Below are 20,957 nucleotides of genomic sequence, written 5' to 3'. Positions count from 1 at the left end.
CACAAAAAGCGCGCTTGTCACAGGAGGCCTCATCACAACCGCGGCGCCGGCACTTGATCAAGCAGTTGCCCCAGCACCTGGTCCACCGACAGCCCTTCGATGTCCAGTTCTGGCGCCAACCGTACGCGATGGCGCAGCACGGCCAGGGCGCAGCCCTTGATGTCATCCGGCACGACGAACTCGCCGCCACGCAACAACGCCCGGGCCCGGGCGCAACGTACCAGCGCAATCGAGGCGCGCGGGCCGGCGCCGAGGGTCAAGCCCGGCCAACTGCGGGTAGTACGGGCCAGGCGCACGGCGTAGTCGAGTACCTGGTCGTCCATCGGCAGGTCGCTGGCAATGCGTTGCAGCGCTTGCACGTCCTTGGCCTGCAAGACTATGCGCAGCGGTTGCACGTCGAGCATGTCGGCGCGGGTCGAGCGGCTGACCTGGCGCACCATGTCCAGCTCCTGGTCGGCGTCCGGGTAGTCCATGCGCACCTTGAGCATAAAGCGGTCGAGCTCGGCTTCCGGCAGCGGGTAGGTGCCTTCCTGTTCGATGGGGTTCTGGGTGGCGAGGACCATGAACGGCTGGCTGATGGGCAGGGCGCGGCCTTCGAGGGTGACCTGGCGTTCCTGCATGGCTTCGAGCAATGCAGCCTGGGTCTTGGCCGGTGCGCGGTTGATCTCGTCGGCCAGCAGCAGGTTGGTGAACACCGGGCCCTTGCGCAGCTTGAACTGCTCGGTCTGCAAGTCGTACACCGCGTGCCCGGTGACGTCGCTGGGCATCAGGTCGGGGGTGAACTGGATACGCGCGAACTCGCCGTTGAAACACCGGGCCAAGGCCCGCACCAGCAAAGTCTTGCCGAGCCCGGGAACGCCTTCGAGCAGCACATGCCCGCCGGCGATCAGTGCGGTGAGCACATCGTCGATCACCGCGCTCTGTCCGACCACCGCCTTGCGCAGTTCGGTGCGGATGGCCTGGGCCAACTGACTGGCGCGTTGGCGCTGTTGGGCGGCGTGGGCCTGGCCGTCGACAGGTTCGTTCTGTTCAGTCATAAGGCATTCCTGAGGGTTTGCAAATGGGCGACCTGGCGGCAGAAGTCAGCGCGAGACAGGCGCTGTTTCGGCCGTGGGCTCAAGGCCTGGCTGATGGCCCGCGTCGGTTGCCGGGTCAGGCGGGCGAGTACCTGCCATTGTTCGGCGACGGCCAGTTGTTCGAAACCAGGGTGAAGATGACGGGCCCGGCGCAGCACGTCTTGTTGCAAGGCATGCAGCAGGTACTCCTGGCCGTTGTGGCGCAGGTGGAAACCGGCGCTGGCCTGCACATGCTCCTCCAATTGACGCCGCGCCTTGGAAGCCGGTTGTTGCAGCGGGCCATGGCGCACCGCTGAACGCCAGAACCACAGGGCAATCAAGGCCAGCAGCGCCACCAGTGCCTGAGGGAAATAACGCAGCAACAGGGTCAGCAAGTTGTCGTGGTCGGTGTTGAACAGCAGCGTCACGTCCGTGTCGGCGCTCAAATACCAGAGCAGCCAGGCGTTGTCGTACTGGTCGATGGACTCGTTCTTCCACAGCTCGGCGTCGGTGATCACGGTGATCGAGCCCAGGCCCAGGTTCAACTGCATCATGTGGGTCGACAGCGCGCTGTTGGCCCAGGCCTGGGCCAGGTTATGCGGGTCTTCGAGGTGGAAGTCGGTGTCGAAGCCGACATACGCCGGTGCCTCTTCGTCTTCCAGGTAGAGCTTGGTCAATTCCGGGTAACGGTCCTTGATCAATTCGGGGGTCGGCTCCTTGAGATCCTTGCTCAAAAGTTGCCGCAGGCGCACGCGGTCGAGCAACAGGTCGCCGCTGCTGCCGGTGCTGTCGTCCCACAAGGCTTCGGCAACGAAGAGCAAGCGCCCGCCGGCCCGGGTCCAGTTCATCAGTTGCTCGACTTCCCGTGGCGTCATGTGGGTTCGCTCGCCCAGCAACAGCAGGCTGTGTTGGCGAGGTTCCAAGGTGGGCAGCACGTCCAGGCTGTTGGCGTGCTCGACGTTGATGCCTTGCTGGCGCAGGAAATGCTCGGCGGCCAGGTAGGGATTGGCCTGGACTTCAGGGGAGGGGCCGTGTTCGACGACCTCTTCATAGGGCTCGGCCTTGATGTAGAGGTAGAGGCCGAATGCGCACACCAGCGTGGCCAGCACGGCGCCGATCAGCCACCCTGCGTGCCGGCTCATCGAGAGGCCCCCGGACCGAACAGCTCGCGCCAGCCATCACACAGTTGCTGTTGCAGGTGGGGTGGCGGGAGGCGATGGCCATAGGCAATGTTCTGCCAATGCAGGGTCAGGCTTTTGCTGAAACCCAGCAGGTTGTCTTGCTTGAGCTGTTCGACGCGCTCCAACACCTGGCCTTCGGTGTCGGCCGGTTTCAAGGGGATCTTGAACTCATGATGCAACCGACTGAGCAGCGCCCGGTACAGCAGGCCCAGCGCTTCACGGGGTTGCGTGGCCCACAGTTGTTCGACGCTGGCGGCCACGTCGGTGGGCAAGCTCTCTTCGCGAATATCCAGGCCAAACAGGCGCGCAGGTGCGGCGCGTTCCACCGGCAGGCGCTGCGTCGGTCGGCGATTGACCAGGGCCTTGAGCCGTTCCCGATAACGCCAGGCCAGCCAGGCGATCGCCGCCACCAGACAGGCCCACAGCACCACCTGGATCAGCGCGGCGGCGATGTCGAAGCGTTGGCTGCCGAGCCATTTGAACAATGCCTTGAGCCAGCTCGGTTTGGCCTTGGTCTCGGTCTTTGGGGATTCGGCGGTTTCTTCGCCGAAACGATACCGGATGACGGTCTCGGGGTTCTTGAACGGCGGGGCGTCGAGGATGGCCTTGATACCGTCCCGGGAGACCTCGCTGGTGAGGGGCTGGTTGAGCAGCCGCGGGCTGTCGGGGCCGTCGCTGCCCTCGGCGGCAAACGCCGGGGGCGCCAGCGGCAGCAGCATGAGCGCCAGTAGCATCAATGCCGGGGCCACGCCGCTCAGGCGCTGGCGCAGGCGCCGGAACACCAGTTCGATGTCCCACGCCTCGAGGATCGTGCGCCGGTTCAGGTAGAGGCTGAAGCCGCAGGCGACATACACAGGCTCCCACAAGATCAGCAGCAGCGGGTAGAGGAAGTTGACCAGGTGTTCGAACCACAACCAGTCGTGCTCGGCCGCAGACACCAGTGTCTCCCAATCCCATTGCAGTTCGACTTGTTGCGGCACGAACAGATAGAACAGGGCCATCAGGCCGAACCACAAGGCGGTTTCCAGGTGCATGCCGATGATGGTCAACCATTGCGCCGCGCCACGGTTACGTTGCTGCAATACCCGCAAGCGCTGCGCCCGCGCCTCACCGCTAAGCCCCTCGAGTTGCACCACCGGCATCAGGAAGCTGCGGCTCAGGCTCAGCCGGCGCCAGGTCAGGCTGGCCAGCAACTGCGGCTTGAGCAGCGCAGGCCACTGGCGCAGGGCCTGGCGCAAGGTGGGGGTTTCGCCAAACAGCGCCTTGGACAGAATGTACAGCGGCAACCGGTCGAAGGCCGGCTTCAACCACCAGAACAGCATCACCACCAGCGAAGGTGAATCCCATAGCAGCAGGGTCAGCAACAGGTACACCGGCAGCGTGATGATCGCCCAACTGGTCATCAGCAGGCGTCGATGCTGCTGGCTCATCAACACCCCAAGGTCCATGGCTTCCCAGGTGGTGCGTGGGCGGATGACGACGGTGGCGTCACTCAGGCGCATGGCGGACCCGTCCGGCAAGCGACAGATAGCTGATCACCAACAGCCACAACAAGGCGCCCACCGTGTATTTGGTGACGGGTGTCACGGCGCTGGAAGACCAGTAGGCCTCGATGAACGCGGCCATGAGCAAAAACAGCATCACACCGCCGATCATCAGTACGCTTTTGCCCGCCGCGAGCCGCAGGGCCTCGCCTCGGGTCAGGCGTCCCGGCGCGATCAAGGCCCAGCCCAGTTGCAGGCCCGCGGCCCCGGCCAGGGCGATGGCGGTGAGTTCGAAGGCGCCGTGGCCGATCACGAACGACCAGAACGTTGCGCCGGAGCCGATCTGGGTCAGGTGCCCGGCCACCGCGCCAATGGTCAGGCCATTGAAAAACAGGAAGAACGCGCTCCCCAGCCCAAACATCAAGCCACTGGCAAAGGTCTGAAAGGCAATGCCGATGTTGTGCATGATGTAATAACCGAACATGACCCAGTCTTCGCTGGCGGCCCGCTCGATGGAGCGCCCCAGGTGCCCGGACGCCGGGTCATACATGCTGCGGATCTGGCTGATTTCGTCGGCGCCGAGCACGCTGTAGACCAGTTCCGGGAACAGATAGACCAGCACCCCGATGCCCACCAGGCTGCCCAGGAACATCAGGCTGGCGGCCAGCACGAATCGCCATTGTTCACGCACCAGGCGAGGGAAGCCGACCAGGATAAACGCCGAGAGGCTGGCCGAGGGTCGGCTGCGGTCCCGGTAGAGTTGCTGGTGACCGCGTAGCGCCAATTGTTGCAGCGTGTCGACCAGCAAGCTGCTGTAGCCCCGGGCCTGGGCCAGTGCCAGGTGATGGCAGAGCCGTCGGTAGGTGGCTGGGAAGTCGCTGCTCTGGGGCACGCTGCGGCTGCGCTCCAGTTGGTCGAGTTGCCGGGTCAGGTGCTCCCATTCCCCTTGGTGACGGCTTTCGAACAGGCTTTGCTTCATGTTGGCCCCAGCAGGCCGCGGGCGACGCCATTGAGTTCGGCCGCGGCGTTTGGCACCTGGACGTTCAGTGGCGCGGCCAGGATGGCAGCCAGTTCGTTGACCCGCGCTGGGGACAGTTCTGCCTGGCGTTCGGCGAAGCCCAGCACGGCGCGTTGCTCATTCAGGCTCAGGGTGAAAGGTGTTCGTATCGGCGTTGCCATTGGCAATGTAGGGCGTTTGACCGGCTGTTCGCGATACACCACCAGTGTGCCGGCCGCGAGATCGCCCAGGCGTTTGAACGCCGGATGTTGCAGGCAACTGATGGCCCCGAAGGTATAGCCGAAGGGCAGCATGTCGACGAAGCGCAGCAGGTTGCGGATCAACGACGCCGACCAGCCAATGGGCCGGCCATCGTCCTGCACCACGCGCAGCCCCATGATCTGCTTGCCGGGAGAGCGGCCCTGGTTGAGCACCTCGAACAGCACCATGTACCACCAACTGACGACAAACAGCAGGATGGACCCCAGGCCGATCCCCAGTTCGCCGAAAAACGCCAGGACCAGGAAGAAAAGCCCCAGGACCAGCCCGCGTATGCCCAGGTCGATGGCGAAAGCGATCGCACGCGGCATCAATCCCGCCGGGCGCAGCGGCAGGTCGATGCCTTCGGGCGTTTCAACCTGATAGCGCGTGTCCAGGGGCGCAGGCAGCGTCGCGTTCCTTTGCAGTGCTGGTGTCTCGAGCATGGGCAACCTGTGATGGGCCAGACCGAATGTTCAATCTCGGCCCAGATGCTAGCAGTCTTCGTGCGGGCAAACGATAGAACTGTGCAGGTCATTTCATGGTTTGCATCAAGATTCGTGGCTACCGCAGTTCAACTGTGGGAGCGAGCTTGCTCGCGATGACGGCAGTCCATTCAACATGGATGCAAGCTGAGGCACCGCTATCGCGAGCGAGCTCGCTCCCACATGGGATGGATGATGGAACGCTGTATTGGTCTTCAAAAGTTACAGCACTGCTGGTCGCAGGCGGGTTCGAGCGCCTAGACTTCGCCAGTCTTCAGTTCAGGAACAGCCCGTGACTTCCATTTTCTGGTACGACTACGAAACCACCGGCATCAACCCGCGTTGCGACCGGCCCTTGCAGGTGGCGGGTATCCGTACCGATTTCGAGCTCAATGAAATCGACGAACCGGTGAACCTGTATTGCCGGCCCAGCGATGACATCCTGCCGCATCCGGCGGCCTGTGCGATTACCGGTATCACCCCGACGCGCCTGGCCGAAAAAGGCTTGAGCGAAGCCGACTTCATGACCCGTGTCCACAGCCAACTGGCCGCGCCCGGTACCTGTGGCGCCGGCTACAACACCCTGCGCTTCGACGATGAAATGACCCGCTACAGCCTCTATCGAAATTTCTTCGACCCGTACGCGCGGGAATGGCAGGGCGGCAATAGTCGCTGGGATTTGATCGACCTGGTGCGCGCGGCCTATGCGCTGCGCCCGCAAGGCATTGTCTGGCCGCAAGAGGACGGTCGCGTGACCCTCAAGCTCGAGCGCCTGACCGCCGCCAATGGCATCGACCATGGCCAGGCCCACGATGCGTTGTCGGACGTGCGCGCGACCATCGCCCTGGCCCGCCTCATCCGCCGGCAGCAGCCCCGGCTCTACGACTGGCTGTTCCAGTTGCGCAGCAAACAGAAGGTGATGGACCAGATCCGCCTGTTGCAGCCCATGGTGCATATTTCCGGTCGTTTCTCGGCGGCGCGCAACTACATCGGCGTGGTCCTGCCGCTGGCCTGGCACCCGAAAAACCGCAACGCCCTGATCGTCTGCGACCTGCACCTGGACCCCCAGGGTCTGCTGGACCACGATGCCGAAAGCCTGCGCCAGCGTTTGTATACCCGCCGTGAAGAATTGCTTGAAGGTGAGTTGCCGGTGCCGCTCAAGCTTATCCATATCAACAAATGCCCGGTGATCGCGCCCTTGTCGGTGCTGCGTGCCGAGGACCAGCAGCGACTGGAACTGGACATGGAGGGCTATCAGCAACGGGCATTGCGGCTAACTGACGCACAGAAAGTTTGGCAGGATAAACTTCAGGCTATTTATGGTCGGGAGGATTTCAGCGCCAGCGAGGATCCCGAGCAACAGTTGTACGCAGGTTTTTTGGGGGATCGCGATCGGCGTTTATGTGAACAAGTCCGTATGGCGGACCCGGTGCAATTGACCCAGGAACGCTGGCCTTTTGATGATGAGCGTTTGCCGGAACTATTGTTCCGATATCGTGCGCGCAACTTTCCAGACACGTTGAATCCTGAAGAGCACGAGCGTTGGAGACTTTTCTGTCAACAACGGCTGTCATCCCCGGAGTGGGGCGCGCCTAATACGTTGGAAAGTTTTGAAGCGGCGATGGGGGAGTGGATGGCCCTGTCTACGCCAGTGCAGCAAGAAGTACTCAAGGAGTGGCAGGGTTACAGCCAGCAATTGCGCAAACGTTTAAGCCTTGAGCCGCGATGAAGTGAAAAAGTGACAGGCAAAAAAAACGCCAGCAATCGCTGGCGTTTTTGTGTTCGCAAAGAACGGTGCGAACCGCTGAAGCTTAGCCCAGCAGGGTTGCCCAGCCTTCAACCACGTCACCGCCCCACTTGGCTTTCCACTCTTTCAGAGTCTTGTGGTTGCCACCTTTGGTTTCGATGACTTCGCCGTTGTGCGGGTTCTTGTATTGCTTAACTTTGCGAGCGCGTTTGGTGCCGGTAGTTTTGACGGCGCCACGTGGGGCTTTGCTCGACTTGGCTTCTGGATCCAGCAGGGCAATGATGTCGCGCAGCGACTTGGAGTATTCGCCCATCAGCGTGCGCAGTTTGCCTTCGAATTCAAGCTCGGTTTGCAGTTTGTCGTCTTGGGACAGGTTTTTCAGGCGAGCTTGCAGTTCTTTGATGGCTTCTTCTGTAGCGCGGTATTCATTGATCAAGGACATGTGGACTACCTTATGTAGGACGCGGGTGACAAGGACACAGTGTGGCAATAGTAATCAGACAGTTTCATCAAGTAAACATTTAACCGGTGTTTTATTTAATTAATTAGTGCTGCACCACAAAAATGGGTGTTGCAGTTAAATAGCCTGACAGTCTCTTCACATCTGTTCACACATATAGCCTGCTCGCCCGGGCCAGGTTCGTCGCGACCTGGGGCCGCCGTCGAGGATGTGGCGTGTCATCGATACTGCAGTTTTGCCGCGCAATGGCTAGAATGGCCGCCTTTGCGAAGTTCTGGAGTTTCCCTAATGCGCACTTTTCGTCTGGTGATTGCTTGCCCGGACCGCGTCGGCATCGTTGCTAAAGTCAGTAACTTTCTGGCGTCCCATAACGGCTGGATCACCGAAGCAAGCCATCACTCGGACAATCAAAGTGGTTGGTTTTTCATGCGCCACGAGATTCGTGCCGACTCGCTGCCCTTCGGTATCGAAGCCTTCCGTGAAGCGTTTGCCCCCATTGCCGAAGAGTTCTCGATGGACTGGCGTATCACCGACACCGCGCAGAAAAAACGCGTGGTGCTGATGGCCAGTCGTGAGTCTCACTGCCTGGCCGACCTGTTGCACCGCTGGCACAGCGATGAGCTCGACTGCGACATCGCCTGTGTGATTTCCAACCATGACGACTTGCGCAGCATGGTGGAATGGCACGGCATCCCTTACCACCACGTGCCGGTCGACCCGCAGGACAAGCAGCCGGCGTTCGCCGAAGTCTCGCGGCTGGTCAAGCAGCACGATGCCGAGGTGGTGGTGCTGGCCCGCTACATGCAGATCCTGCCGCCGGCCTTGTGCCGCGAATACGCTCACAAGGTCATCAACATCCACCACAGTTTCCTGCCGTCGTTCGTCGGTGCCAAGCCGTACCACCAGGCGTCGATGCGCGGTGTGAAGCTGATTGGCGCCACCTGTCACTACGTGACCGAAGAGCTCGATGCCGGCCCGATCATCGAGCAGGACGTGGTGCGCGTCAGCCACAGCGACAGCATCGAAGACATGGTGCGTTTCGGCCGTGACGTAGAGAAGATGGTGTTGGCCCGGGGCCTGCGTTATCACTTGGAAGACCGGGTGCTGGTGCACGGCAACAAGACCGTGGTGTTCTGACTACACTGCAAAGGGCCTGGACGAGCGATCGCCAGGCCCTTTTTTCATGAGGTTCGCCATGACCGATCCATTGGACAAAGCCACCGCCAAGGCGCCAGCGACCCTGGGCGAAGGTTGCCTGAGCCGCTATGACCCGGATGCGTTGGGCCCGGAGGACGGCACTGAGTTTCCCGATGCCGCGCAATTGTGGGAGCAGTTGCATCCCCAGGACGAGGCCGAACAGAAGCCGTGATGCGTCAGGCCTGCCTGAGCCTCACCAGTTTCTTGAGTAACGGTCGCCCGACCATCAGCAAGAACACCGGCCCGCCGGCCACCAGATAGAAGTAATAGGTCACCGCCCGCCAGATCAGAATCGCCGCCGCTGCGGTGGATTTGCCCACCATGGGGGCCAGCAGCGCCGCGGAGGTCAATTCGGCCGCCCCGGCGCCGCCCGGCAGCAGGCTGAACTGTCCTGCACTCAGGGACAGCATCTGGATCAGGAAACTCCAGGCCCACTGCAAATCTGCCCCCAGCCCCTTCAACGCCAGGTACAACACGCTGTAGCGCAGCGCCCAATGCAGGCAGGTCAGGCCGAAGACCTGGAACAGCGTCTGTTTTGGCAATTTCAATGTGTCGGCGAACGCCGCCAGGAAGCTCAAGATCTTGCGCCCCCAGCGTCGACGGGTGACGGCTTTTACGCGCAGGTGGCGCAGCAGTCGAGCGCCCAGCAGAATCAATCTGCGGTGATAGCGGGCCACCAGCACGCAGCCGAACAGCCCGCCAAACAATGAAATCGCGCTTAACGCCAGCATCCATTCCATGCGCTGGCTGAGGTTCTGGAACAGCGCGTAAAACAGAATGCCCACCAAGGCGCAGAGGAAGAACAGCAAGTCGCTCAACTGATCCATGGCAAACACCGCGCTGCCATGGGCCGGGCGCACGCCGTTGCGCGCCAGCAGGGCCATCAGCGTCAGCGGGCCGCCACTGCCACCGGGCGTCGCGCACATGGCGAACTCGGTGGACATCACCACGCCGATGCTTTTCAGCCCGCCGATGCGCCCACGGTGTTCCCCTAGCAGCAGGCGCAAGCGCACGGAGTTCAAACCCCAGCACAGCACGATCATGCCGAGCATGGCCAGCAGTAGCGACAAGGGAAAGCGCTGCACCCGCGACCACATTTCCCCGCCACCGACCAGCAGCGGCACCAGTAGCGCCGTGAGTAGGGCGGCACCCAACCAGATCAGCCGTTTCATGCGGCGCTGCTGACCCGCAGCCCCTGGGTCGCCAGCCAGCCGACTTTGGTCATGGGCACACGACCGTCGTTGAGCAGGCGTTCGAGGGTGCGCAGCCAATAGTCCCGGGAAAAGGCATGGCGCATGTCCACCGGGTGCAGGCCCAGGCGAATCACCGGGGCCTGGCGCCAGCGCTGTTCGCGTTGGTCGCAGATGACTTTCGACAGGCCACGGCGCCAGGCGCTGCGGGCGCTCCAGACCAGCCCTGGTGCGTCGATGGCGGTGAAGTCGGGCAATCGATAAAGGTGTTGGGTATCGCTGGTGTAGCTCAGGGGCAACTGGCGCAAGGCCCGGCGCGTGCCTTCGCTCATCAGCCACGCCGGAGCGACGAAACCCTCCAGCGGCCAGTGGTAGCGTTCAAAGGTTTCGATCCCGGTGCGCAGGCGGGCGAGGGCGGCGGCTTCGGACAGGTTGTAGAACTCACCTTCATGGGTATAGACCCGGCGCATGAACCAGTCCTTGGGGTGGCGGGCGACAGGGCCGTCGTCGCAATGGTAGTAGCCATGCAACACCAGTTCGTCGCCGCGCTCGACCCGGCTGTCGAGCAGGCGCCGAAATCCGGGGTGAGCCTCCAAGGCATTGTTGCGATGAAAGTCCGGCACCACCAACCAGGTCATCGGCACCTGGCCAAGAGCGTCAACCGCTTCGACGAAGGGCTGGTAGTCGGGCCAGGTTTGCGGTGCCACGTCGTGCAACACCAAGAGGACGCTAGTGTCCTGTATCACAAATACTGTTCCTTTTTGACGGTGTCTGTTGTCGTCATGCTGCGTTGCCGCTCCTCGCCATAGCGGGCTATGACTCGTCGCGGCGCCTTGCCTGACGACAACAGCCACTCGCCAAGAAAGAAACGTATCTGCGAAACAGGACACTGGGCGAGTGATTCATCGGCACGGACCTCGCCTCAACCATTGGCCAGCAACGGCATCTGTTCGCCGAGCACGGCGTAGTAATGCCCCAGCAGGCTGTTGACCACGGTATCCCAGGCGTAATGACGCTCCACATGCCGGCGCGCCAGCAGGCCTCGGCGCTGGCAGCCTTCGGCAAACAGTTGGCGCACGGCATTGGCCATGGCCTGCGGATTGTTGGGCGTGCACAACAGGCCACAGTCCTCATGGACGATTTCGGTGAAAGCTCCGGCTGCCACCGCCACCACGGGAATACCGCTGGCCATGGCTTCGAGGATCACCAGGCCGAAGGTTTCCTGGTCACCGGCGTGCAGCAGGGCATCGGCGCTGGCCATGAGCCGGGCGACTTGCGGCGCCGGGCAGAATTCATCGACCACCGTGACGTTGTCCGGCACCACGGCGGGCATCGACGAGCCCACCAACAGCAGGTGGTAGCGCTCGCCCAGGCGTTTCATGCACTTGAGCAATACCGGCAGGTTTTTTTCCTTGGAGCCGCGGCCGGCGAAAATCAGCAGGCGCGCGTCTTCGGCGATGCCCAGCTCGGCGCGCAGCTCCGGGTCACGGGCGGCCGGGTTGAAGGTTTGCAGGTCGACGCCCAACGGTTGCACGTAGACGTTCTTGACCCCCAACCCGGTCAGTTTGTCGGCCATGACCTGGCTCGGCGCCAGGACCCGGTCGAAATTACCGTACAACTTGCTGACATAAGCTTCGATGTTGGGGGTGAACCAGTTGCCCATGCGGTTACTGACCAGCAGGGGCAGGTCGGAGTGATAGAAACCGATGACGGGCACGTCGAGTTGGCGACGGGCATCCAGCGCGGCCCACGCCGTGAGGTAGGGATCGCCGACTTCGATCAGGTCGGGCTGTAGATCGCGCAGGACATTGCGCCAGGGGGCCAGGCGAAGGGGGAAGCGATAGCCCTTGCCGAACGGCAATGCAGGGGCCGGAACCTTGTAGATCCCATCGTGCTCGCTCAAATGCGCGCCGGGGATCAACAGACTGTGGCGAATACCGGGCCGATTGCCCAGGCGCCGGTGCTTGGCATCCAGATAAGTACGCACGCCTCCGCTGGCGGGAGCGTAGAACATGGTTATGTCCGCTATATGCACGATGAACGTCCCTCCGGTCAGTGTTCTCCAGTGTTGACCTTCCGTAAGAATAGATGTTCGGTTGGGGTTGTGGTGACGTAGTGGCTATGCAGATTTCTTTGGCGAGGGGATTTATCCCCGCTGGGCTGCGAAGCGGCCCCAAAACCATGCAACTCGGTGCGCCAGGATGATGGAGTGCGCTGCTTTAGGACTGCTGCGCAGCCCAGCGGGGATAAATCCCCTCGCCACATAGGTCCGGCCAAATACAGTATTGACTGTGCATTCAAGCCTTAATGCGCCAGGCATGCTTTCATATAAGCGTGCAAAATGGCGTCATATCGCAAACACCACGGGTGACCACATGCCTGACTCATCGCAACTCGTTATCGGCGCCGACCTCAGCGGCCAGCCCATCGCCCAGGCCATGCGCCTGGCGAACCGTCATGGTCTGGTGGCGGGCGCTACCGGTACCGGCAAGACCGTCACCTTGCAACGCCTGGCCGAGATGTTCAGCGACGCCGGCGTGGCGGTGTTCGCGGCGGACATCAAGGGTGACCTGTGCGGCCTTGGCGCGGCGGGCAACCCCCAGGGCAAGATCGCCGAGCGCATCGCCGGCATGCCTTGGCTCAATCACAAGCCCCAGGCTTATCCGGTGACCTTGTGGGATATCCACGGCCAGTCCGGTCATCCACTGCGCACCACCTTGAGTGAAATGGGCCCGTTGTTGATCGGCAGTCTGCTGGAACTGACCGACAGCCAGCAGTCGGCGCTCTACGCCGCGTTCAAGGTGGCCGACCGCGAAGGCCTGTTGCTGCTGGACCTCAAGGACCTGAAGGCGCTGCTCAACCATCTCAAGGACAACCCCGAGTTGCTGGGGGACGACGCGGCCCTGATGACCACCGGCTCCAGCCAGGCGTTGTTGCGACGTTTGTCCACCTTGGAACAGCAGGGCGCCGACGCGTTGTTCGGCGAGCCGGCGTTGCAGCTCGAAGACATCCTGCAACCGGCCAGTGATGGCCGTGGCCGCATTCACTTGCTCGACGCCAGCCGTCTGGTCCATGAAGCGCCGAAGGTCTACGCGACGTTCTTGTTGTGGTTGCTGGCCGAGCTGTTCGAGCAGTTGCCCGAGCGCGGCGACGCAGACAAGCCGCTGCTGGCGCTGTTCTTCGACGAGGCGCACCTGCTCTTCGCCGGGACGCCCAAGGCCTTGCAGGAACGCCTGGAACAAGTGGTACGGCTGATCCGTTCCAAGGGCGTGGGGGTGTATTTCGTGACCCAGTCCCCGGGCGACTTGCCGGACGACGTGCTGGCGCAGTTGGGCTTGCGCATCCAGCACGGGCTGCGGGCCTTCACTGCCAAGGAGCAGAAGTCCCTGCGGGCAGTGGCCGACGGTTTCCGGCCCAACCCGCAGTTCGATGCCCTGGCGGTGCTGACCGAACTGGGCATCGGCGAAGCCTTGGTGGGCACCTTGCAGGAAAAAGGCACGCCGGAAGTGGTCCAGCGGGTGCTGGTGGCGCCACCGCAATCGCGCATCGGGCCGCTGAGCGAGGCCGAGCGCGCCGGGTTGATCGCCAGTTCGCCGTTGCAAGGGCGCTATGACAAACCCATTGATCGCGAATCGGCCTACGAAGTGCTGATGGGCCGCAAAGGGCTGGAGCCGCAGGCCGAAGCGGCGCCGGGCAAGCCGACGGCGGAAGAACCGAGCTTCACCGAAAAAGCCGGCGAATTGCTCGGCACCGCGGCCGGCCAGGCATTGAAATCGGCCATGCGCCAGGCGGCCAATCAGTTGGGCCGGCAATTGGTGCGCGGGTTGATGGGGTCGTTGCTGGGGGGCAGCAAGCGCCGGTAGTTAGTTAGGACCGAGTCGCGGCCATCGCGAGCAAGCTCGCTCCCACAAGGGCTTGGCGTCATACACGAATAGGTGTGCGCCGCAGATCCCCTGTGGGAGCGAGCTTGCTCGCGAAACCGGTCTAGCAGGCGATAAATAGGCTGGCTGATCTGCCGCCATCGCGAGCAGGCTCGCTCCCACAAGGTATCGGCGTCGTACACGAAATAGGTGCCCGCCGCAGATCCCCCTGTGGGAGCGGGCTTGCTCGCGAAGACGGTTTAGCAGGCGAAAAATATATTGGCTGACTCGCCGCCATCGCGAGCAGGCTCGCTCCCACAAGGGCTTGGTGTTGTACACAAAATAGGTGCCCGCCGCAGATCCCCCTGTGAGAGCGAGCTTGCTCGCGAAGATGGTTTAGCAGGCGAAAAATAGGCTGGCTGATCTGCCGCCATCGCGAGAAGGCTCGCTCCCACAAGGGCTTGGCGTCGTACACGAAATAAGTGCCCGCCGCAGATCCCCCTGTGGGAGCGAGCCTGCTCGCGATAGCGATTCAACAGGCGCCGAAAATCTCAATCCTTGGGCCGCGCATGCGCCGCCAACCGCTCCAGCGCCGCCCGCAGGTTGGGATCGGTGATGCCATCGGCGGTGGCCTGGATGGTCGCGGCGGCGTCGGTGGACAGATCCAGCGTGTGCCCCTTGGCGCCGACCTGGACGGTGGGCGGTTGTACCTTGAACAGGATTCGCGTCAGATTGGCGAATTCTTCGAACGCCTGGAGTTGGCGCAGCAGGCGTTTTTGCTGGTAGCGCAGGCGCGTGGCCCAGTGGCCGTCGGTGACGATCAGCAGCAAGCTGCCTTCGCGCCAGGAGGCCACATGGCAATGTTCGCGCGCGGCCGGCTGCAACTGGCTGTCGAGCAGGCGTTGCAGGTGGCCCAGGCGTTTGGCGTGGCCAAAGATGGCTTTCAGCGGCTTGGCTTCGCGCAGCAGAACGGCGGGTGCCTTGGCTGGAAGAGGGCGAAAGGCCATGAATGAATACCGCAAGTGACAGAGGCGCCATGGTAGCAGAAAGCGCCGGATGCGCCTCGACCCTCTCGCCCAGCGGCTTTCTGGCTGCACAATCAATGAGTAACTTCTGCGCTGGGTGGGTTGAAGTTCACGCAAAAGCCCTTATTTTATGCAAGCCCCGTCACAGCGCTGTGCCAGCATCGTGGAATAACGCCACTTTCCTCTCCATCGTTTCCGGGTAGAATGCTCGTTCGCATGCGGCCATGAGGGCTGCACGGGCGACTCACGGGGCCGCCCTCCATCCCTTTAGTGTGGAAGATCCTGCCGATATGTTTGCGCCTTTGTTAAAGAAACTTTTTGGAAGCAAGAACGAGCGTGAAGTCAAACGCATGCTCAAGACGGTACAGACTGTCAATGCCTTCGAAGAGCAAATGGTGGCCCTTTCGGACGATCAGTTACGCGCCAAGACTGCCGAATTCAAGGACCGCATCGCCAAGGGGGAAACCCTTGACCAGCTCCTGCCTGAAGCCTTTGCGGTCGCCCGTGAAGCCGGCAAGCGGATCATGGGCATGCGCCACTTCGACGTTCAGTTGATCGGCGGCATGACCTTGCACGAAGGCAAGATCGCCGAAATGCGTACCGGTGAGGGCAAGACCCTCGTGGCGACCCTGGGCGTGTACCTCAACGCGCTGTCCGGCAAGGGCGTGCACGTCGTGACAGTCAACGACTACCTGGCCCGTCGCGACGCCAACTGGATGCGCCCGCTCTACGAATTCCTCGGCCTGACCGTTGGCGTTGTCACGCCGTTCCAGCCGCCGGAAGAGAAGCGCGCCGCCTACGCCGCCGACATCACCTACGGCACCAACAACGAATTCGGGTTCGACTACCTGCGCGACAACATGGCGTTCAGCATGGAAGAAAAATTCCAGCGTGAACTCAATTTTGCCGTGATCGACGAAGTCGACTCCATCCTCATCGACGAAGCCCGTACCCCGCTGATCATTTCCGGTCAGGCCGAGGACAGCTCCAAGCTGTACATCGAGATCAACAAGCTGATCCCGCAGCTCAATTTGCACGTCGAGGAAGTCGAAGGCGAAGTGACCCAAGCCGGGCACTACACCGTTGACGAGAAGACCCGCCAGGTCGAACTCAACGAAGCCGGGCACCAGTTCGTCGAGGAAATGCTCACCCGCGTTGGCTTGCTGGCCGAAGGCGAGAGCCTGTACTCGGCCCACAACCTGGGCCTGCTGACCCACGTTTATGCTGGCCTGCGCGCGCACAAGCTGTTCCATCGCAACGTCGAATACATCGTGCAGGACGGCCAGGTCGTACTGGTGGACGAACACACCGGCCGTACCATGCCGGGCCGTCGCCTGTCCGAAGGCCTGCACCAGGCCATCGAAGCGAAGGAAGGCCTGAACATCCAGGCCGAGAGCCAGACACTGGCCTCGACCACCTTCCAGAACTACTTCCGCCTGTACAACAAGCTGTCCGGCATGACCGGTACCGCTGACACCGAAGCGTTCGAATTCCACCAGATCTACGGCCTGCAAGTGGTGGTGATTCCGCCGAACAAGCCGCTGGCCCGTAAAGACTACAACGACCTGGTGTTCCTGACCGCCGAAGAGAAGTACGCGGCGATCATCAACGACATCAAGGATGGCATGGCCCAGGGCCGTCCGATCCTGGTGGGTACCGCCACCATCGAGACTTCCGAGCACATGTCCGCCCTGCTCAACAAGGAAGGTATCGAGCACAAGGTCCTCAACGCCAAGTTCCACGAGAAGGAAGCCGAGATCATCGCCCAGGCCGGTCGCCCGGGTGCGCTGACCATCGCCACCAACATGGCCGGTCGTGGTACCGACATCCTGCTGGGCGGCAACTGGGAAGTGGAAGTCGCCAGCCTGGAAAACCCGACCCCCGAGCAGATCGCGCAGATCAAGGCCGACTGGCAGAAACGTCACCAGCAGGTGCTGGAGTCCGGCGGTTTGCAGGTGATCGCTTCCGAGCGTCACGAGTCGCGCCGTATCGACAACCAGCTGCGTGGCCGTGCCGGGCGCCAAGGCGACGCCGGTTCCAGCCGTTTCTACCTGTCCCTGGAAGACAGCCTGATGCGCATCTTCGCCTCTGACCGGGTGAAGAACTTCATGAAGGCCCTGGGCATGCAACCGGGCGAGGCGATCGAGCACCGCATGGTGACCAACGCCATCGAGAAGGCCCAGCGCAAGGTCGAAGGCCGCAACTTCGATATCCGTAAGCAATTGCTCGAGTTCGATGACGTCAACAACGAACAGCGTAAAGTGATTTATCACATGCGTAACAGTTTGTTGGCCGCCGACAACATTGGCGAAACCATCGCCGATTTCCGCCAGGACGTGCTCAACGCCACCGTCAGCGCCCATATCCCGCCGCAATCGCTGCCGGAACAGTGGGACGTTGCCGGCCTGGAAGCTGCCTTGCAGAGCGACTTCGGCGTGGCATTGCCGATCCAGCAATGGCTCGACGAAGACGATCACCTGTACGAAGAAACCCTGCGCGAGAAACTGCTCGCCGAACTGATCGCCGCCTACAACGAGAAGGAAGACCAGGCGGGCGCCGAGGCGCTGCGTTCTTTCGAGAAGCAGATTGTGCTGCGGGTACTGGACGACTTGTGGAAAGACCACCTGTCGACCATGGACCACCTGCGTCACGGTATCCATTTGCGTGGTTACGCCCAGAAGAACCCGAAGCAGGAGTACAAGCGCGAGTCCTACACGCTGTTCTCCGAGTTGCTCGACTCGATCAAGCGCGACTCGATCCGTGTGCTGTCCCACGTTCAGGTTCGCCGCGAAGACCCGGCCGAAGAAGAAGCCCGCCTGCGCCAGGAAGCCGAAGCCCTGGCCGCGCGCATGCAGTTCGAACACGCCGAAGCCCCGGGCCTGGAAGTGGTCGCCGAAGAGGGCGTCGATGTGGATGTCGCCTTGGCGACCGCACCGGTGCGCAACGAGCAGAAGCTGGGCCGTAACGAGCTGTGCTATTGCGGTTCGGGCAAGAAGTACAAGCATTGCCACGGACAGATCCAATAATCCCGTTTCAACGCTGAACGACCCGCGCCGCGACCGGCTTCCAGCCGTCGCGGCGTTTTGCCATTTGATCTACCGTCCCGATGGAGACGGTGCCGATATACATCTCATTTAAGGAGCGCATTCATGGCTGTTGGTCTTGGTCCGTTGCCAACGTTGCACCCGGTTGCCGGTTTTGAACTCGGTATTGCCTCGGCGGGCATCAAGCGCCCCGGGCGCAAGGACGTCGTGGTCATGCGTTGCGCCGAAGGCTCGACGGTCGCTGGCGTGTTCACCCTCAACGCCTTTTGCGCAGCGCCGGTGATCCTGGCCAAGCAGCGCGTGCAGGGGCCGGTGCGTTACCTGCTGACCAACACCGGTAACGCCAACGCCGGCACCGGCGCGCCAGGCCTGGCCGCTGCCGAACGCACCTGCGCCAAGCTGGCGGAACTGGCCGGTGTCGATGCCAGCCAGGTGCTGCCGTATTCCACCGGCGTGATCGGCGAGCCACTGCCGGTCGAAAAGATCGAAGGCGCACTGCAAGCCGCTCTCGATGACCTGTCGGAAAACAACTGGGCCGCAGCCGCCACCGGCATCATGACCACCGACACCCTGCCCAAGGGCGCGAGCCGCCAGTTCCAGCACGACGGCGTGACCATCACCGTCACCGGCATCAGCAAAGGCGCCGGCATGATCCGCCCGAACATGGCGACCATGCTCGGCTACATCGCTACCGACGCCAAAGTCTCGCGCCAGGTGCTGCAAGACCTGATGCTTGACGGTGCCAACAAGTCGTTCAACCGCATCACCATCGACGGCGACACGTCCACCAACGACTGCTGCATGCTGATCGCCACCGGCAAGGCCAACCTCCCGGAAATCACCGAAGCCAGCGGCCCTCTGTTCGCCGCCCTGAAGCAGGCGGTGTTCGAAGTGTGCATGGAAGTGGCCCAGGCCATCGTCCGTGATGGCGAAGGCGCGACCAAGTTCGTGACCGTGCAGGTCAACGGCGGAGGCAATCACCAGGAATGCCTGGATGTCGGCTACACCGTGGCCCACTCGCCGCTGATCAAGACCGCGCTGTTCGCCTCCGACCCGAACTGGGGCCGGATCCTCGCCGCCGTTGGCCGTGCCGGCGTGCCTGAGCTGGACGTGAGCAAGATCGACGTGTTCCTCGGTGAAGTCTGCATCGCCAGCCAAGGCGCTCGCGCTGCGACCTACACCGAAGCCCAGGGCGCAGCGGTGATGCAGCAGGAAGAGATCACCATCCGTATCGAGCTGGGGCGTGGGGATTGCAGCGAAACGATCTGGACCACCGACCTGTCCCACGAGTACGTCAAGATCAACGCTGAGTACCGGACTTAACAGGCTCGGGACCGAGCTGCTCCAATCGCGAGCAAGCTCGCTCCCACAGGGATTTGTTGAGTGGCATCGATAGTGGTCTCAACACAAATCCACTGTGGGAGCGAGCTTGCTCGCGATGGCGTCAGAACAGACACCTCAGAACCATAAGAAAGGGATCCAGACATGAGCCTGCACCTGATCATCGGCGACAAAGATCTATCTTCCTGGTCCCTGCGCGGCGCGTTGGCCCTGGCGCTGACCGGCGCGAAGTACACCGAAGAGCTGGTCAGGCTCGACCAGCCCGACACCCGCCAGAAGCTGCTCAAGTATTCGGCCACGGCCAAGGTCCCTTTGCTCAAGACCGAATTCGGCGTGATCGCCGATTCCCTGGCGATTGCCGAATACCTGGCCGAACAGTTTCCAGAGGCCAATCTCTGGCCCAAGGATGTGGCCGCCCGGGCCCAGGCACGCTCGGCCTGTGCGCAAATGCACAGCGGTTTTTTCGCCTTGCGCAGCCACATGCCCATGGACCTGCTGCACGATGCGCCGTTGTCGCCGATGCCATCTGAAGTGCAGACGGAAATCCAGCGGATGCTGGCGCTATGGGCGGAGTGCCGTGCGACGGCCACCGAAACCGGTCCTTATCTGTTTGGTACCCTGAGCCTGGCCGATGCGTTTTTTGCTCCGGTTGCCGTGCGCTTGCGCACCTATCAGATAGAGCTGCCGGAAGTCGACGCGGCCTACGTCGAAACCCTATATCAATGGCCAGCGTTCAAGGCGTGGCAACAAGCTGGCCTGGAGGACACTGCGCGGTGAAACGAGTCCATGTGGCGGCAGCGGTCATTCGCGATGCCGCCGGCAAAATCCTGATCGCCCGACGGGCCGACACCCAGCACCAGGGTGGCTTGTGGGAATTCCCCGGTGGCAAGGTCGAGGCCGATGAATCCGTCGAAACCGCCCTGGCCCGCGAACTTCACGAAGAGCTGGGCATTGTCGTCGACGCCGCCCGGCCGTTGATCAAGGTACGTCACGATTACCCGGACAAACAGGTATTGCTGGATGTCTGGGAAGTCTCGGCGTTCACTGGCGAACCCCACGGCGCCGAAGGGCAGCCGTTGGCCTGGGTGACGGCCCGCGACCTGACGAACCATGAGTTTCCGGCGGCCAATCAGCCGATCGTCGCGGCGGCCCGTTTGCCGGGCGAGTACCTGATCACGCCTGACGGCCTTGAGACGCCAGCCTTGCTGCGCGGCATGCAGCAGGCGATTGCCGGCGGAATCAAGTTGCTCCAGCTACGGGCGCCCGGCGGCTACGACCCGAAATACCGCGATCTGGCGGTGGATGCGGCGGGGCTGTGTGCCGGCAAGGCCCAGCTGATGCTCAAGGGGCCGTTCGAATGGCTGGGGGATTTTCCTTCCGCTGGCTGGCACATTACTGCCGCGCAACTGCGCAAGCATGCCGCGGCCGGTCGACCGTTTGGCAAGGACCGCTGGCTGGCGGCCTCCTGCCATAACGCAGAGGAACTGTCCTTGGCGCAGCAGATGGACGTGGACTTCGTGACACTCTCACCGGTGCAACCGACCCAGACCCATCCCGACGCACAGCCGTTGGGGTGGGCCGAGGCGGCGCGGTTGATCGAGGGCTTCAACAGGCCGGTCTATCTGTTGGGTGG

At 62.4% G+C, this 20,957-nt stretch carries 18 protein-coding genes; 8 read left to right on the top strand and 10 right to left on the bottom strand.

Going from position 1 to position 20,957, the window contains the following annotated elements; all coding sequences use genetic code 11:
* Positions 1–32 precede the first annotated feature (32 nt).
* Genes LQ215_RS16285 through LQ215_RS16265 form a run of 5 tightly spaced genes read right to left on the bottom strand, consistent with a single transcriptional unit; the run spans position 33 to position 5,421 of the window.
* A complete protein-coding gene (locus LQ215_RS16285; protein WP_003205102.1) occupies positions 33–1,037 on the bottom strand; it encodes an AAA family ATPase in 1,005 nt (334 codons plus the stop codon).
* On the bottom strand, positions 1,034–2,197 hold the full coding sequence (locus LQ215_RS16280) for a DUF4350 domain-containing protein (RefSeq protein ID WP_230151408.1): 1,164 nt from the start codon (positions 2,195–2,197) through the stop codon (positions 1,034–1,036). Before LQ215_RS16280 ends, LQ215_RS16285 begins: the two co-directional genes overlap by 4 nt.
* Positions 2,194–3,738 carry a DUF4129 domain-containing protein gene (locus tag LQ215_RS16275; protein ID WP_230151406.1) on the bottom strand — a complete coding sequence of 515 codons (1,545 nt, stop codon included), beginning with the start codon at positions 3,736–3,738 and terminating at the stop codon, positions 2,194–2,196. The genes LQ215_RS16280 and LQ215_RS16275 overlap by 4 nt, the downstream gene beginning before the upstream one ends.
* On the bottom strand, positions 3,725–4,699 hold the full coding sequence (locus tag LQ215_RS16270) for a stage II sporulation protein M (RefSeq protein WP_230151403.1): 975 nt from the start codon (positions 4,697–4,699) through the stop codon (positions 3,725–3,727). Before LQ215_RS16270 ends, LQ215_RS16275 begins: the two co-directional genes overlap by 14 nt.
* Positions 4,696–5,421 (bottom strand): RDD family protein, encoded by a 726-nt coding sequence (locus LQ215_RS16265; protein WP_230151402.1) that lies wholly within the window; start codon positions 5,419–5,421, stop codon positions 4,696–4,698. Before LQ215_RS16265 ends, LQ215_RS16270 begins: the two co-directional genes overlap by 4 nt.
* A gap of 331 nt (positions 5,422–5,752) precedes the next feature.
* Here LQ215_RS16265 and sbcB point away from each other — a divergent pair, with 331 nt between their 5' ends.
* A complete protein-coding gene (gene sbcB / locus LQ215_RS16260; protein WP_230151399.1) occupies positions 5,753–7,189 on the top strand; it encodes an exodeoxyribonuclease I in 1,437 nt (478 codons plus the stop codon).
* Positions 7,190–7,271: 82 nt separating this feature from the next.
* On the opposite strand, the gene mvaT is transcribed toward sbcB, so the two are convergent.
* The gene (mvaT, locus tag LQ215_RS16255) at positions 7,272–7,649 is read right to left on the bottom strand and encodes a histone-like nucleoid-structuring protein MvaT (RefSeq protein WP_003205091.1); all 378 of its coding nucleotides are present in this window, start codon (positions 7,647–7,649) and stop codon (positions 7,272–7,274) included.
* Between the two features lie 306 nt (positions 7,650–7,955).
* Here mvaT and purU point away from each other — a divergent pair, with 306 nt between their 5' ends.
* A complete protein-coding gene (purU, locus tag LQ215_RS16250; RefSeq protein WP_230151397.1) occupies positions 7,956–8,804 on the top strand; it encodes a formyltetrahydrofolate deformylase in 849 nt (282 codons plus the stop codon).
* Positions 8,805–8,862: 58 nt separating this feature from the next.
* Positions 8,863–9,036, top strand: coding sequence for a hypothetical protein (locus LQ215_RS16245; protein ID WP_230151395.1), 174 nt, complete (start codon positions 8,863–8,865; stop codon positions 9,034–9,036).
* Positions 9,037–9,040: 4 nt separating this feature from the next.
* Here LQ215_RS16245 and LQ215_RS16240 read toward each other — a convergent pair whose 3' ends face one another.
* From LQ215_RS16240 to LQ215_RS16230, 3 genes are all read right to left on the bottom strand, one after another.
* On the bottom strand, positions 9,041–10,036 hold the full coding sequence (locus LQ215_RS16240; protein ID WP_230151392.1) for a lysylphosphatidylglycerol synthase transmembrane domain-containing protein: 996 nt from the start codon (positions 10,034–10,036) through the stop codon (positions 9,041–9,043).
* Complete coding sequence (locus LQ215_RS16235; protein ID WP_230151442.1) at positions 10,033–10,797, bottom strand: DUF2334 domain-containing protein; 765 nt, start codon at positions 10,795–10,797, stop codon at positions 10,033–10,035. Before LQ215_RS16235 ends, LQ215_RS16240 begins: the two co-directional genes overlap by 4 nt.
* Before the next feature lie 179 nt (positions 10,798–10,976).
* Positions 10,977–12,068, bottom strand: coding sequence for a glycosyltransferase family 4 protein (locus LQ215_RS16230; RefSeq protein WP_230151390.1), 1,092 nt, complete (start codon positions 12,066–12,068; stop codon positions 10,977–10,979).
* 361 nt (positions 12,069–12,429) lie between these two features.
* Here LQ215_RS16230 and LQ215_RS16225 point away from each other — a divergent pair, with 361 nt between their 5' ends.
* A complete protein-coding gene (locus LQ215_RS16225) occupies positions 12,430–13,917 on the top strand; it encodes a helicase HerA-like domain-containing protein (RefSeq protein WP_230151388.1) in 1,488 nt (495 codons plus the stop codon).
* A gap of 548 nt (positions 13,918–14,465) precedes the next feature.
* On the opposite strand, the gene LQ215_RS16220 is transcribed toward LQ215_RS16225, so the two are convergent.
* Entirely contained in the window at positions 14,466–14,921 is a 456-nt protein-coding gene (locus LQ215_RS16220; RefSeq protein ID WP_003205074.1) for a DUF721 domain-containing protein, read from the bottom strand.
* Positions 14,922–15,229: 308 nt separating this feature from the next.
* Here LQ215_RS16220 and secA point away from each other — a divergent pair, with 308 nt between their 5' ends.
* From secA to LQ215_RS16200, 4 genes are all read left to right on the top strand, one after another.
* The gene (gene secA / locus LQ215_RS16215) at positions 15,230–17,965 is read left to right on the top strand and encodes a preprotein translocase subunit SecA (protein ID WP_230151386.1); all 2,736 of its coding nucleotides are present in this window, start codon (positions 15,230–15,232) and stop codon (positions 17,963–17,965) included.
* 123 nt (positions 17,966–18,088) lie between these two features.
* Positions 18,089–19,306: a bifunctional glutamate N-acetyltransferase/amino-acid acetyltransferase ArgJ gene (argJ, locus tag LQ215_RS16210; RefSeq protein ID WP_230151384.1), complete on the top strand. Its 1,218-nt coding sequence runs from the start codon at positions 18,089–18,091 to the stop codon at positions 19,304–19,306.
* Between the two features lie 162 nt (positions 19,307–19,468).
* Positions 19,469–20,101, top strand: coding sequence for a glutathione S-transferase family protein (locus LQ215_RS16205; protein WP_230151381.1), 633 nt, complete (start codon positions 19,469–19,471; stop codon positions 20,099–20,101).
* The coding region (locus LQ215_RS16200) for a Nudix family hydrolase (RefSeq protein ID WP_230151379.1) at positions 20,098–20,957 on the top strand (860 nt) is incomplete at its 3' end. The genes LQ215_RS16205 and LQ215_RS16200, both read left to right, overlap by 4 nt.

The sequence above is a fragment of the Pseudomonas brassicacearum genome (assembly GCF_918698105.1).
Classification (GTDB): domain Bacteria; phylum Pseudomonadota; class Gammaproteobacteria; order Pseudomonadales; family Pseudomonadaceae; genus Aquipseudomonas; species Aquipseudomonas brassicacearum_F.
Note: the sequence above shows the minus strand (reverse complement) of the source record. Positions and strands in the feature narration are given on the sequence as shown.

Excerpts from the sequence above, each read along its gene's own strand:
- LQ215_RS16285 (WP_003205102.1), bottom strand. The coding sequence starts at position 1,037 with ATGACTGAACAGAACGAACCTGTCGACGGCCAGGCCCACGCCGCCCAA.
- LQ215_RS16280 (WP_230151408.1), bottom strand. The coding sequence starts at position 2,197 with ATGAGCCGGCACGCAGGGTGGCTGATCGGCGCCGTGCTGGCCACGCTG.
- LQ215_RS16275 (WP_230151406.1), bottom strand. The coding sequence starts at position 3,738 with ATGCGCCTGAGTGACGCCACCGTCGTCATCCGCCCACGCACCACCTGG.
- LQ215_RS16270 (WP_230151403.1), bottom strand. The coding sequence starts at position 4,699 with ATGAAGCAAAGCCTGTTCGAAAGCCGTCACCAAGGGGAATGGGAGCAC.
- LQ215_RS16265 (WP_230151402.1), bottom strand. The coding sequence starts at position 5,421 with ATGCTCGAGACACCAGCACTGCAAAGGAACGCGACGCTGCCTGCGCCC.
- mvaT (WP_003205091.1), bottom strand. The coding sequence starts at position 7,649 with ATGTCCTTGATCAATGAATACCGCGCTACAGAAGAAGCCATCAAAGAA.
- purU (WP_230151397.1), top strand. The coding sequence starts at position 7,956 with ATGCGCACTTTTCGTCTGGTGATTGCTTGCCCGGACCGCGTCGGCATC.
- LQ215_RS16245 (WP_230151395.1), top strand. The coding sequence starts at position 8,863 with ATGACCGATCCATTGGACAAAGCCACCGCCAAGGCGCCAGCGACCCTG.
- LQ215_RS16240 (WP_230151392.1), bottom strand. The coding sequence starts at position 10,036 with ATGAAACGGCTGATCTGGTTGGGTGCCGCCCTACTCACGGCGCTACTG.
- LQ215_RS16230 (WP_230151390.1), bottom strand. The coding sequence starts at position 12,068 with ATGTTCTACGCTCCCGCCAGCGGAGGCGTGCGTACTTATCTGGATGCC.
- LQ215_RS16225 (WP_230151388.1), top strand. The coding sequence starts at position 12,430 with ATGCCTGACTCATCGCAACTCGTTATCGGCGCCGACCTCAGCGGCCAG.
- LQ215_RS16220 (WP_003205074.1), bottom strand. The coding sequence starts at position 14,921 with ATGGCCTTTCGCCCTCTTCCAGCCAAGGCACCCGCCGTTCTGCTGCGC.
- secA (WP_230151386.1), top strand. The coding sequence starts at position 15,230 with ATGTTTGCGCCTTTGTTAAAGAAACTTTTTGGAAGCAAGAACGAGCGT.
- argJ (WP_230151384.1), top strand. The coding sequence starts at position 18,089 with ATGGCTGTTGGTCTTGGTCCGTTGCCAACGTTGCACCCGGTTGCCGGT.
- LQ215_RS16205 (WP_230151381.1), top strand. The coding sequence starts at position 19,469 with ATGAGCCTGCACCTGATCATCGGCGACAAAGATCTATCTTCCTGGTCC.